The sequence below is a fragment of the Yersinia sp. LJYL362 genome, from assembly GCF_048323875.1.
The window spans coordinates 1-14,075 of sequence record NZ_JBLWEX010000185.1 but is presented as its reverse complement, the minus strand read 5'-3'; the positions used below and the strand labels follow the sequence as shown (position 1 = coordinate 14,075).

Genomic DNA, 14,075 nt, shown 5'->3' with positions numbered 1-14,075 from the left:
CTGACATTTTGCCACTAAGGGTAAATGCCGGAACCTGCCAGCCACGCAATCTTAAACGCTCGGAGAGGTCGTAGAGGGTATACCCCGCCTTGGCTCCTTTTTTGATGCGGAAACAAATCGCTGGAATGCCCTCGTATGGGCCGCCGCTGCAATAGAATTCATAAGGCCCAAGCGGGGCTATTTCTTTGGCGAGGAATTCAGCTACCTGATAGCAGGCGCTTTGTACTTTGGTATAACCTTCACGCCCTAGGCGTATAAATTCATAATATTGGGAAATAACTTGCCCCGCCGGACGCGAGAAGTTGATAGCAAATGTGCCGACCTGCCCGCCAAGATAATCGACATTAAATATCAGCTCTTCAGGTAAAGCGGCAGCATCACGCCAAATAACCCAACCACATCCCAAAGGAGCAAGTCCGAATTTATGCCCAGAAGTGCTGATTGATTTAACCCGTGGCAAGCGGAAGTCCCACTCAATATCCGGCGCAACAAAGGGAGCTAAAAAGCCGCCACTCGCCGCATCAATATGCATATCAATATCGAGGCCAGTATCTTTTTGCAGTTTATCCAGCGCATCATGCAAGGGTTTGGGTAATTCATAATTGCCGGTGTAAGTCACACCAAAAGTCGGCACTACACCAATGGTATTTTCGTCACAGGCCTCTATCATCCGCTGCGGGTCCATAAATAATTGCCCTGGAATCATAGGAATTTCTCGAATTTCCACATCCCAATAACGAGCAAATTTATGCCAACAAACTTGTACTGGCCCACAGACAAAATTAGGTTTATTGGTGGGTTTACCTGCCGCTGCCATTTTTTTACGCCAGCGCCACTTCATGGCCATACCACCCAGCATACAAGCTTCTGACGAACCAATGGTATTCGTCCCTACCCCTTGTGCCCCCTTTGGTGTTGGGGCATTCCACAAATCAGCCATCATATTTACGCAGCGCATATCTATTGCCGCTGATTGCGGATATTCCTCTTTATCAATCCAGTTTTTATTTATTGAAAGATCCATCAGTTTATGGACATTATCGTCATCCCACGTCTGACAGAATGTCGCGAGGTTTTGTCGCGCATTACCATCAAGAAATAGCTCATCACTGATGATTTGAAAAGCAATATCCTCGCGCATCTCCTCTTTAGGGAACACTTTATTTTCTGAAATATTACGAATCGCTTTAGAGCCAAAGCGAGAGTCTAATAAATCTGAGTGATAATCATCCAGAGATTTTCTAGTCATTTCCTACCCCTATCCTAATTGATATAAACATTCAATTAAAAATCAGTGAAATCAAATAACTATAGAAATTAAAATTATTATTTAGCACAGAAAATATATCAATAGAGCACTATTATGATTTCACATGCTAATAAACGTTAGCACTGGAAAAAAATTGTGCCACTGCAAATACGAATATGTTTGTTTTAGGGATGGATGATTATTGTATTATTTTCATGCTAGCTTCTATTTATTAAGAAATTTTATGCGCAGTCTTTTCGAAAATATATTTCTCCTTTTTATCATTCAGGTTCTGTGGACAAAACTATTTCTATAGTGAATTATTTAACGTTTAATCACTTTTTCCCGATGACAATCACGGGCATCCAGAACCTGACCTTGCTGGGAAGATACCGCCAATTTACTGATAGGTTGCCCACTCAGATTATCAACTAAAATAGAATGTTTCTCGCCCGCTGAAAATAGATGCTCTTCACCCCATTGGCGTAAGCTGACAATAATCGGAAATAATTGATGCCCCTTCTCAGTCAGCACATATTCATGGTAGGCGCTGCCATCAGAGGCAGGAGCCACCCGCAAAATTCCGTGTTCCACTAAGTCGCGCAGACGCGCCGCCAAGATATTTTTCGCCAATCCAAGATTGTTACGAAACTCGCCAAAGCGGCGGATCCCATCAAAAGCATCACGAATAATCATCAACGACCAACGATCCCCCAGGATCTCAAGTGTTCTGGCAACGGGACACTCTTCTACTTCGGCCTGGTCTTCACTCATTTTAGACATTCTTTGACTCCGATCTGGCGTGGAAAACTAGTTGCATATTAAAACCACCTCTGTTAAAAATCAATTAAGTGGTTTCAATTCGAAACCAGATTATGTATCAGGCATTTTATGTCAACTGTAAAAGAATCGGCAAAAAACCGTATCCAGCCATTACCTAAAACGGCTTTTACGCCGCACCTCAGCTCAATCATGGTGCTGCTCTTTGCGATGGTATCAGCCATGGCTGTTGCCAATGTTTATTTTGCTCAGCCCCTACTGGACATTATGGCGGGGGAGCTGGACATTAACCCATCGACGATTGGTCTGGTGGTCACTCTGACTCAAGCAGGTTATGCCCTGGGACTGATATTCATAGTACCGCTGGGTGATCTTTGGGATCGCCGAAAATTAATTATTGGGCAGCTATTGCTGTCTGCTGCGGCATTGATCTCGGCAAGCTTTGCCCCCACTTTTTCACTGCTACTGATGGCCATGCTGGTTATCGGGCTAATGGCCGTTGTGGTGCAGGTGGTGGTCGCCTTTGCCGCAACCCTGGCCCTCGAGCAACAAAGAGGAAAAGTGGTGGGTAAAGTCACCAGCGGAATTGTTTTGGGGATCCTGTTGGCGCGCTTTATTTCTGGTGCAATGGCCGATTTTGCCGGTTGGCGTTCAGTCTATTTTTGTTCCGCTGCCATGATGTTATTGATGGCGATAGCGCTCTATTTCATGATGCCGCCCGCAACTAAATCAGCTCCGTCATCCTATCGGCAACTGCTGCTTTCGCTGTGCGAGTTGTTCATCAATGAGCGTGAGCTTCGTATACGAGCCACCCTCGCATTGTTGATATTTATGGCTTTTAGTGTGCTATGGACCGCAATGGTGTTACCACTGAGCAGCCCAGACTATGCTTTGTCTCATAGCCAGGTGGGATTATTTGGGCTGGCAGGTGTTGCGGGGGCATTAGCCGCAAGCCACGCTGGGCAACGTGCCGATCGAGGGCTGGGAGCGAAAACAACACAGATTGCCTTGGCTCTGCTGCTGTTTTCCTGGCTTCCTATCGCATTTTTACCCCACTCACTGTGGTGGTTAGTTATCGGCGTAGTGATATTGGATTTTGCCGTACAAGCGGTGCATGTCACCAATCAGAGCATCATATTTGCACTACGACCTGATGCCCAAAGCCGTTTGGTCGCGGGTTATATGCTGTTCTACTCGATTGGCAGTGCCATCGGGGCTATCGCTACAACTTGGGTATTTTCCCATGCTGGATGGTCAGGTGTTTGTATGCTTGGTGCGACAATAAGTGCCGTTGCAATCCTGTTTTTACATCTGACGTACAAGAAAGATTCCACATATATAATCAATTGAATATCATAAATTTTATTTATGTATCTATTGTTCGACCTATACTCATGTTAGTTATCTATAACTGAGTTCAGACCATACAGGAGTAATCGTTATGCTGAATATAGATCGGAAATACCTTCTGAGTATTGATGAAGGAACCTTAAAGAAACAACGTCTTATCATGCGAGTCATTGCCATATTACTGCTGCTCGGTGGGATTTTTTGTCTGATTAACCCATTAGCTTCCGGAGCTGCCCTGAGTATGATTATCGGTATTCTGCTGTTGCTCAGCGGGATCGCAATGATAGTTGGGATGATAGCCAACCGCACTAATAACCTTTGGCCGATGGTCACCGGTATATTACTGGGTGTGGCATATATCGTAATGGGCTATGTATTCATTACCAACCCTGCGGTGGGAATGATAAGTCTGGCGATAGTGCTGGGGGTGCTGTTTGCCTTCGGTGGGGTCATGCGGCTGATAACCGGCTACAGAACGTGGGGATTACCGGGTGCATGGCTGCATATTTTACTGGGGATATTGGACCTGGTTATTACCTATTTACTGGTCAGTGCCGGGCCGTTGATGTCAATCACCATGGTCACCACCTTGGTGGGGATTGAGATGCTATTTAGCTCATTTAGCTGTTTTATGGTCGCGGGTTTATATAAACGCCAATCTTAATTCTTCTCCCTGAGCGGTATCGTGGGCTGCGATACCGCTGTCCTGGAAATATTTTCATGTTCTCGAACAATTATTGATACTCGCCGTGGAAACTGCCACAGTGATATCTGTCTACTCAAATTAATTAACCCCAACAAATATAGGCAGGTTGTGTGAAACTCACTGATTTTTTAATTGCTCTATTGATCACTGCCATCTGGGGCGTAAATTTTTCTATTATAAAACTTGGTCTAATTACCACAGATCCGCTTATTTTAGCGGGTATTCGCTTCACTCTTTTCGCGTTGCCAGCAGTCTTTTTCATTAAGAAACCAGATACTTCATGGCGTTATATAATAGGTTACGGACTCTTATTTGGCATCGGTCTCTGGGGCATTGTCAATCTGGGTATCAAAGCCGGCGTATCTGCTGGAATCGCCTCTTTAGTGCTGCAATTTGGTGCTTTTTTTACTATGGTTCTTGGCGCATTCTTATTTCACGAGAATCTATCGAAATATCAATATATAGGTATTGTCGTCGCCCTATTAGGGCTAACCAGTATCATATTTATCAGTGACGGTTCCGTGACATTTATTGGCCTGTCTTTGGTATTATGCGGCGCGGTAGTTTGGGGGTTAGTCAGCATTATTATTAAAAAATCCGATACTAAGCAGGTATTTTCATTTTTGGTGTGGTCGAGTTTATTCTCCCCTATTCCACTATTCATACTGAGTTATCTCTTTAATGGGCCAAGTGGATTTACTGAATTAGTCATACATTTTAATACAACCACACTATTTTCTATTTTGTTTCAGGTTTATCCGAATACATTATTCGCCTATTGGGTGTGGAATTCATTGCTCACCAAATACCCTGTTTCGGTCGTCGCGCCGTTATCCCTGTTAGTGCCGATTTTCGGCATGCTAGGCTCAGTGATAATTTTTAATGAAAGTATTCCCGCTGGGAAAATCATCGCGATGGTATTCATTATTAGTGGGCTAATTATCGGTCTATACGGCAAGCGGCTGATGGGCCGACTAAAGAGAAAATCTTCAGTGGCCCTCATTGAATAAAATGCAGTCATATTCATGACGGCTATCACAATCAGCACATTGTGATTTCCCAAGTTGCATTGCACCGTCTAAATTTGAATAAAAAATCTCATCCGACCACTTGCCGAAAGCAGCTGTAACGGAGAGGAATAACAATAATGGAGACTGCAATGTTAGCTTACCCTCACCTGCTCGCCCCCTTAGACCTTGGTTTCACCACCCTGAAAAATCGCGTATTAATGGGTTCGATGCATACCGGGCTGGAAGAGTTGCCTGATGGCCCACAACGCTTGGCCGCATTCTATGCTGAGCGCGCTGCGGGAGGCGTCGGCCTGATTGTCACGGGTGGTATTGCGCCCAATAAAAAAGGCGTCGTGTATCAAGGTGCATCGGTGCTAAATGACGCCACACAAGTGCCACACCATCAAATTGTGACTGATGCGGTGCATCGTGCCGGCGGTAAAATCGCGCTACAAATTTTGCATGCGGGCCGTTATAGCTATCAAAAACAGCCAGTCGCCCCCTCAGCATTACAAGCTCCGATTAACCCGTTTGCCCCTCAGGAATTGAGTCACGACGAAGTGCTGCAAACTATTGCCGACTTCGCCCACTGCGCGCAGTTAGCCAGACTAGCGGGTTATGACGGCGTCGAGGTGATGGGCTCTGAAGGGTATTTGATTAATCAGTTTCTGACTGCGCGAACTAATCAGCGCAATGATGAATGGGGCGGTGACTTTACGCGTCGCATGCGTTTTGCCGTTGAAATCGTACGGGCCGTTCGAGCGGCAGCTGGCCCTGATTTTATCTTGATTTACCGCCTTTCGATGCTCGATTTAGTGGAAGATGGCTCCAGTTGGGATGAAATAGAACTGTTGGCGCGAGCAGTCGAGCAAGCCGGCGCTACCTTAATTAACACCGGTATCGGCTGGCATGAAGCCAGAATTCCCACTATCGCCACCATGGTGCCACGCGCGGGATTCAGTTGGGTGACCCGCAAATTGATGGGAAAAGTGAATATTCCGCTGATCACCACCAACCGGATTAATGACCCCTCAGTGGCAGAGCAAGTTCTGACCGACGGCTGTGCAGATATGGTATCAATGGCACGCCCCTTCCTCGCCGATGCAGCTTTTGTGCAAAAAGCCGCTCAGGACAGGGCTGATGAAATTAACACCTGTATCGGGTGCAATCAGGCCTGTCTGGATCAGATTTTTGACGGCAAGCTGACTTCGTGTTTGGTCAACCCTCGCGCCTGCCGTGAAACCGAAATGCCCGTATTAACGACAGAAGTGCCAAAACGGCTTGCCGTCGTCGGTTCTGGCCCAGCCGGATTAGCTTTTGCCGTCACCGCCGCCAGCCGTGGCCATCAAGTCACACTCTTTGATGCAGCAACCGATATTGGCGGCCAGTTTAATATTGCCAAACAGATCCCCGGCAAAGAGGAGTTCTACGAAACTCTGCGTTATTTCCGCCGTCAATTAGTGCTTCATGGTGTTATTCAACAGTTGAATACTCCAGTTCAGCCGGAGCAACTGGCTGATTTTGATGAAGTGATTCTTGCCTGCGGTATTCAGCCACGGTTACCTGCTATCAAAGGTATTGAGCATCCCAAAGTACTCACCTATCTGGATGTTTTGCGTGATAAAAAACCGGTGGGCGAGCGAGTGGCTATTATTGGCGCGGGTGGGATTGGGTTTGATACTGCCGAATATCTCAGCCAATCGGGTGATTCCAGCAGCCTGGATAGCCGCGCATTCAGCCAAGAATGGGGCATTGATCAGGATTTGGCCCATCGCGGCGGTTTATCTCCCACCGGGGGAAAAGTCCATCTATCACCACGGCAGATTTTTCTGTTACAACGAAAAACCAGTAAAGTGGGTGAAGGATTAGGGAAAACAACCGGTTGGATACATCGTACCAGCCTGGCTATGCGCGGAGTGAAAATGCTCAACAGTGTCAGCTACGAAAGTATTGATGATGAGGGCTTACATATCATTCGAGCAGAACAAGCCAGTTGCCTGCCTGTCGATACCATTATTATTTGTGCCGGTCAGGAGCCGCGTCGGGAGTTGCATCAACCCTTGCTGGAAATGGGAAAAACGGTGCATTTAATTGGTGGTGCTGATATCGCTGCCGAACTGGATGCCCGTCGGGCAATAGATCAAGGAACACGACTGGCGTTGGCGATATAAGCATGAAGTTAGCTAAATAGGAGCGAGGTTAATTATAGCTTAGTGAGTGAAGGGTTGACCGCACCTCGGGGCACTCCGACGGCTTACGCCGTTACGGCCCCAACGGCACGTTTCCCCTTCATTTGACTTTGTCAGTAGAATCACAGGAGGTAGAAGCCGCCTGTGATTCTACGATTAGAAATCGCTGTACGACATGTCGAGGCTACCCGACCCACCACCCTCAGAGCGCGATGAGGCCGTCTTCACTGCCTTGAGCACCATAAACTTCTGATTGGAATCCAGCGTCTCGCAGTTACCAAATAACCGTTTTAGTTTGTGGAAATAATCCAGATGACGGTTACCGACAATCATCAGTTCGCCGCCCACTTTCAGACAGCGTTTGGCATCACAGAACATCTGCCAGGCCACATGGTCACTGACGGCGTGTTGTTGATGGAATGGCGGGTTACATAACACCAACTGTAAGCTCTCGCGCTCAACACCAGCCAAACCATGACTCACCATAAATTCACAACGCGGCAAATCTTGCGGGCGGTTATAGGTCACATTCAGCTCACTGGATGCCACCGCCATGTATGACTCATCGACGAATAACATTTCTGCCAGCGGGTTTTGCTCCAACGCGATTAAACCTACTACCCCATTACCGCAACCCAGATCGGCTATTTTACCCTCAACATCATAGGGCAGAATTTCCATAAAGAAGCGCGCACCGATATCCAAATTATTGCGAGAGAAAACGTTCGCATGGTTATGGATGACATATTCGGTATTTGCCAGCGGCCAATCGATCGTTTCCGGCGCATCCTCAGCTAGAGGAATATCGGCCACTTCGCAGTGAATCAGGCGTGCTTTTTTCCATGCCAGCGTGGTTTTGGTCGGCCCGAGAATTTTCTCGAACAATTGCAGGGTTGAATTATGCACATCACGAGATTTCGCCCCGGCAATAATCACCGTGTCTGGCGCAACGACACGACGCAAAGCACGCAATTGATGCTCCAACAATGCCAAAGCTTTAGGGATCTTAATCACCACCAGCTTAGGGGCCTCAGGCAAAGCATCCATACTGCTCAGCAATGTGACAGCGTCTTCATCCAGATGGTTTAAACGTAAATTATGCGCAGTAGCCAGTTGGCTCATATAAGAGTCGCTGACACTAAACGGGCGATAAGCATGTAAAGCACAGGTCAGCGTACCGAACTGATCGTTAAACACCAGCACCGGACGGCCATCAATTTGGTTTAAGTCAATGTTTTGTAGCAGATATTCATCTGCTGCTTCCCATGCCTGTAAGGTATTGGAATTTTCTTGTGGGGGGAAACGCTCAAGCTCAAAGCTTTGTGTCCCCAGTAAGACTTGGCTCATCACCGCTCCTGGCTTCTATTAGAAATAACAAATTTGGGCTGTTTATCCCCTAAAACGGGCGCTCAGTAAAATGTTTTTTTACTTAAATGCCGTTTTATCGAAACCAAGGCCGGCCAAAAGGGGGAGATACTTAAGGCATGGCTGGGAAAACAGGCTAACAAACGCCTCAAAAATGCTTAATGAAGCCTGTATTTTAACCCGATACCAATCATTAAAAAACCTTGCTTTCATGCTAATTCATTAGCAGTTGATTCAAGTTCTGTTGGATCAACATAGAATTTCCCGTCAGGCGAATCTCAATAGGTTATTAATTATATATTATTAGTCATTCACAAAACCAATTAAATAATAAATCATTTAATTGTATCTGTAATTATTTTATATCAAAAATCAATTTTTGGACTAAACGTTATATTTTATGTCATTCATAAAGTTTTAATATTAATTACCAGGAAGGTAAATCAATAATGTATATATCAAATCTTACTCAACCGGATGGTCATCCCCTTACCCGGAAGATATCTTCAAATCATCGCCTATCTCCATGCGCCAAAGCCATTGGTGCCTTGTTACTTATTCTGAGTAGCACCGCCGCGTGGGGCAATGTTGATGCTGTAAAAAAAACGCCTATACAGGAAATTGAAAATACAGAAGACCCCTGGATACAGCAGCAGATCCTTATGATGCAAAATCACGATCTGTATTTGAGAACAGAGCTTGCGGAGGTACGTAAAAAACTTGATCAACATACTTCCAATTACATTCAATCACTTAAACTACAAGAAGTGAGCGACCTGGAAAATAAGAAGTGGGATCTGGAGAGACAGATAGAGGAACAGAATACTCAGTGGCTGCTGCTCAACCCTCAACTGCCACCGTCCCCATCAACAAATCCCACACCATCTGCACAACCGTCTAAAAAAGGTCAGCGTGAAATTATCGGTATCGACATAAACGTTGCCGAAGTGGTGGAAATAGCAGAAGGCATACCAGAATTTATAAAACATTTAACAGAAACACAGCCAACAATACACAGAGTGATTGCAACGGCTACTCAGTCGGAAATAGCGCCATTACTTTTAACTAATTTACTCATGGCCCTGCCAACAGTGAAAGAAAAAGCCGAAGCAGAAATTCTAAGAACGGCACAAATAAAGGCTTTGCAACAAAATATTGATAAGTTAAATGATAAAGAATTCCTGAATAAGAAAGAATTACGCGAGAAAAATCAACTGCAAATACAATTAGATTCCCTGCAAAAAAATAATCCCCACAAGAATAAGAAATTGACAAAACATGAAGATGTAACGACTCCAAATAAAGTCGTTGAAGATGTTGTATCCGCAGAAGTAAATAATATTTTTACTGAGATTGATCAACTCGGCCAAGCTGTATTCTCTAATATATTGTTTGCTGCTCAACCAGAGGTTAGCGCCGCAGAAACAGTCAAAAATGAATCTGAAAATCAATTAGGGAGTACATCTACAAATGTAATTGCAGACAGAGCTCCCACTCATGAAGGATCAGTAGATTATGAAAAGATACAACTAAGATTGAAGCAAAAAGCGGTGAATTCTGTCCTCAATGGCTCAGGTTCATTACAGCTCAGGGATAACGCCGAAGCTTTCAATACTCTAGTTGATACCGATGATAAATGGGCATTCTTTGCATTAAATGACGAAAGTCAAGCTTATACCACTACCATTCGTAAGGGTACTATGTTGGTAGGAGAAAATGCAACTGCTTCAAAAACTTTTGTCGGTTTAACTGAAGAGGAAAATAAGCAGCAGCCAGTAATCCCAAGGACAACTATAAAAATGAGGGTATACGACACCGGAAAAGCCAAAGAGACCACTGTTGGAATGCATGGCATAGCCAATCTCGGTGGTAGTGGAATTATGGAAAAAACGCATATAAGAAAAGGAGGAGAATTAGTCGTTATAGGAGATGACAAACCAACGCTATCAGATACCACAGTTGAAGGTACCTTAGAATTAGACATGAGTGATGTAACACTAAATGGCAAAACCGTATTTTTGCCTGGCTCAGTATTAAAAGGCAAAAACTATAATATTACGAATAATGGCGATATTATTTTCAAAGACACAGGTGGCATAATAACAGTATATTCACATATGGATGGCGATGGCTCATTGACCATAGACAGTCCTGCAGAAACACTCACATTACGAAATGGCGCATATACATACCAAGGCCAAACTAATATACAAGCAGGTATATTACAAATACAAGAAACATATTTTTATTCTAGCCCAATTATAAGTAAGTCCGATGCTGAACTAATATTATCTAATAGTACACTCAATACAAAAGTGAACGGTGTTCGTATGACTATTGATGGGCAAAGTATATGGCGTATGGCTGGAGATTCAAGTGTTGCTGCACTTAATATTTCAGAAAATAGCCAGATCCATTTAAATAGTGGCCAGGTAGGAAATAAATTAGCCATTAACGGAGATTACTCCAGCGAAGGCGGTACCCTGACTTTCAATAGCAAGCTAGAGGGGGATGACTCTGAAACTGACAGTATGCTGGTTAAAGGCAATACATCGGGCCATACCAAGGTTAAAATTAATAATTTAGGCGGCCAAGGTGCGAAAACTGATTTAGGTATTCTATTAATCGAAGTCAGAGGTCTATCTGATGGTGACTTTACACAAGATGGTCGTAATGTCGCCGGTGCATATGAATATTTTCTCAGACGTGGTAGTGAGGGTGACCGTAACCAAAACTGGTATATGATCAGTGATGCATCACAAGAAAAGAACGAAAATATGAATCCACGGCCAGAGGTTAAAGGTTCTGAGGAGCAAGAAAATCCGTTAAGAGAAAGCATTGCAGTACCACTGAACAAAACTGTAAACGAAAATATTCCCCCAAAAACCTATCAGCCCGTTTATCGGCCTGAAAATGGCAGTTATATTGCCAATCTCTCAATGGCGAGAAATTTATTCACCTCTGATTTAGACAATCGCTCTGGGAACTATAAATATAAAGATGCAGCGACCGGAGAATGGCGCACCTCCAGTATGTGGATACAGACTCAGGGCGGAATAAAGCAGTTTGGTAAAACCGTTGACCAACTGAATATCAAAGGGAAATACTACTCGGTTCAGCTTGGCGGCGATGTTGCTAAGTGGGATGTTGGCACCCAAGGCAGCGGACGAATCGGTATGTTGGCCGGAATGGGTAAAGCAACTAACCATAGCAAATCTAACATTACAGGTTATTACTCTAATGGTTCCGTTAATGGCTATAACCTTGGTGTATATGCAACCTGGCTAACCGATCAGCAAAATAAGACTGGGCTCTACATTGATACCTTGGCGCAATATAGCTGGTTTAATAATGCCGTTAACGGTCAAGAGCTGGCAGAGGAAAAATATAAATCTTCCGGTTTCACCAGCTCAATAGAAAGCGGTTATACCTTTAATATTGGTAGTACTGAGCAATTGAGTTACTTCATCCAGCCCAATGCAAAAATTACCTGGGTAGGCATAAATGCTCAAACTCATACTGCGACTAATAAAGACATCATCAATTATACGAATAGAGGCCAATTGATAACGCGTATTGGTGCCAAAACATACCTGCAAACCACCAATAACTCAGAACAACAATTCATGCCATTTATTGCTATTAACTGGCTTCACCAAAATCACAATACCGGCACACAATTTTCAGGGCAAGGTGTTGAGAATAGCAGCAAAAACAGTGCTGAATTCAAAATTGGCGTAGAAAGTAAAATTGACCAGCGCTTGCATGCTTGGGCAAATATCAATCATCAGATTGGAAATTATAATACCAGCGATACTAATGCCTTGGTTGGCATAAAATACGCTTTCTGATAGCAACAAAAGATACCTGCAAATTTATTGCAGGTATCTTTCCTTCAGCAAAGATTCACCGGTTTTGTCTAACCCATCGGAAAACGCTATTATCACCCTCAAGATACACAAAACCATTGGCAGCCAGAGCACATATATATGCAGGAACTCACCTATCTGCAAGGTTATCCAGAACACTTACAATCCCAGGTACAGCAACTTATCAGTGAACAACGGTTGGGAAGTGTATTACGGCAACGCTATCCGCAACCTCATGATTACAATACAGATAAAATGCTGTATCAATATACGGTTGATTTAAAGAATCAATATCTGCGTAATGCTCAACCACTCAGTAAAGTAGCCTATGACAGTAAAATCCAGGTGATGAAACATGCGCTAGGGCTGCACACCGCTATCTCCCGAGTGCAAGGGGGTAAATTAAAAGCCAAGGCAGAAATCCGAGTCGCTACGGTATTTAAAAATGCCCCTGAAGCCTTTTTGAAAATGATTGTGGTGCATGAATTAGCACATTTGAAAGAGAAAGATCACAACAAAGCATTCTATAGTTTGTGCTGTCATATGGAACCGCAATATCATCAATTAGAGTTTGATACGCGCCTTTATCTGACACACTTGGATCTGTTTGGCACTATTTACTAGCCTTTAATAAACCAATCCGTTACTTACGGGGCGGTTCAATGTGTTTTTCTTCTGTAGGAATGGAGTTCACTATGATTCGCTTCGCTGTTATTGGTACCAATTGGATCACCGCGCGCTTTGTTGATGCTGCCCACGAAAGTGGCAAAATGAAACTGGCCGCCGTTTACTCGCGTAAATTGGAGCAAGCTAAAGAGTTTGGTGATAATTATAACGTTACTGAATGCTTTGATGATCTTGAAGCCATGGCGGCAAGCGATCAGATTGATGCAGTGTATATCGCCAGCCCAAACGCCTTGCATTACTCCCAAGCCAAATTGTTCCTCAGCCATAAAAAACACGTTATTTGTGAAAAGTCATTGGCCTCTAATTTTGCAGAAGTTGAAGATTTGGTTGCCTGTGCTCGCGAGCATGAAGTGGTATTATTCGAAGCATTTAAAACAGCCTATCTGCCTAATTTTACTCAGCTAAAGCAGTCTCTGCCACGTGTGGGGAAATTGCGTAAAGCTTTCATCAATTACTGCCAATATTCTTCACGCTACCAGCGCTATCTGAATGGCGAAAATCCTAATACCTTTAATCCAGCATTTTCAAATGGCTCTATCATGGATATCGGTTACTACTGCCTGGCAAGTGCTTTGGCATTATGGGGAGAGCCTAAATCCGTACTGGCAAGCGCGAGTTTATTACCGAGTGGTGTTGATGCGCATGGGACGGTTTGTCTAAATTATGGTGATTTTGATGTGGTGATTATCCATTCAAAAGTGAGCCAATCCGATATTCCCAGTGAGATTCAGGGCGAAGATGGTTCATTGGTTATCGAAAGCATCTCTGAATGCCTGTCTGTGGCCTTTACCCCCCGAGGCAGCCATTCACAAGATCTGACGCAGCCCCAGCATATTAATACTATGCTGTATGAAGCTGAGGTTTTTGCCA

General features: G+C 44.3%; 10 protein-coding genes. 7 read left to right on the top strand and 3 right to left on the bottom strand.

All coding sequences use genetic code 11. The features are described from left to right. Together ACNSO8_RS09240 and ACNSO8_RS09235 are read right to left on the bottom strand one after the other, a co-directional pair. A partial coding sequence (locus ACNSO8_RS09240) for a glutamate decarboxylase (protein ID WP_418394432.1) occupies positions 1–1,249 on the bottom strand: 1,249 nt, incomplete at its 3' end. Positions 1,250–1,573: 324 nt separating this feature from the next. Then, positions 1,574–2,032, bottom strand: coding sequence for a winged helix-turn-helix transcriptional regulator (locus ACNSO8_RS09235; protein ID WP_019080005.1), 459 nt, complete (start codon positions 2,030–2,032; stop codon positions 1,574–1,576). A 108-nt stretch (positions 2,033–2,140) separates the two neighbouring features. On the opposite strand from ACNSO8_RS09235, the gene ACNSO8_RS09230 reads away from it, so the two are divergent. The 4 genes from ACNSO8_RS09230 (at position 2,141) to ACNSO8_RS09215 (ending at position 7,266) form a co-directional block, all read left to right on the top strand. Then, entirely contained in the window at positions 2,141–3,379 is a 1,239-nt protein-coding gene (locus tag ACNSO8_RS09230) for an MFS transporter (RefSeq protein ID WP_418394431.1), read from the top strand. A 91-nt stretch (positions 3,380–3,470) separates the two neighbouring features. Beyond that, positions 3,471–4,043 carry an HdeD family acid-resistance protein gene (locus tag ACNSO8_RS09225; protein ID WP_019080007.1) on the top strand — a complete coding sequence of 191 codons (573 nt, stop codon included), beginning with the start codon at positions 3,471–3,473 and terminating at the stop codon, positions 4,041–4,043. 152 nt (positions 4,044–4,195) lie between these two features. Next, complete coding sequence (locus ACNSO8_RS09220; protein WP_418394430.1) at positions 4,196–5,095, top strand: EamA family transporter; 900 nt, start codon at positions 4,196–4,198, stop codon at positions 5,093–5,095. A 149-nt stretch (positions 5,096–5,244) separates the two neighbouring features. Beyond that, positions 5,245–7,266 (top strand): FAD-dependent oxidoreductase, encoded by a 2,022-nt coding sequence (locus ACNSO8_RS09215; protein ID WP_408561456.1) that lies wholly within the window; start codon positions 5,245–5,247, stop codon positions 7,264–7,266. Between the two features lie 174 nt (positions 7,267–7,440). Here the strand turns inward: ACNSO8_RS09215 and rlmG are convergent, their stop codons facing one another. Further along, complete coding sequence (gene rlmG, locus ACNSO8_RS09210; RefSeq protein WP_019080009.1) at positions 7,441–8,631, bottom strand: 23S rRNA (guanine(1835)-N(2))-methyltransferase RlmG; 1,191 nt, start codon at positions 8,629–8,631, stop codon at positions 7,441–7,443. Between the two features lie 467 nt (positions 8,632–9,098). Here rlmG and ACNSO8_RS09205 point away from each other — a divergent pair, with 467 nt between their 5' ends. The 3 genes from ACNSO8_RS09205 to ACNSO8_RS09195 all read left to right on the top strand — a co-directional run. Then, positions 9,099–12,500, top strand: a complete 3,402-nt coding sequence (locus ACNSO8_RS09205) for an autotransporter outer membrane beta-barrel domain-containing protein (protein ID WP_418394429.1) — start codon at positions 9,099–9,101, stop codon at positions 12,498–12,500. A gap of 138 nt (positions 12,501–12,638) precedes the next feature. Further along, positions 12,639–13,142, top strand: a complete 504-nt coding sequence (locus ACNSO8_RS09200; protein WP_019080011.1) for a M48 family metallopeptidase — start codon at positions 12,639–12,641, stop codon at positions 13,140–13,142. Between the two features lie 71 nt (positions 13,143–13,213). Continuing rightward, positions 13,214–14,075 (top strand): Gfo/Idh/MocA family protein (locus tag ACNSO8_RS09195; RefSeq protein ID WP_418394428.1); only part of this gene is annotated, 862 nt, incomplete at its 3' end.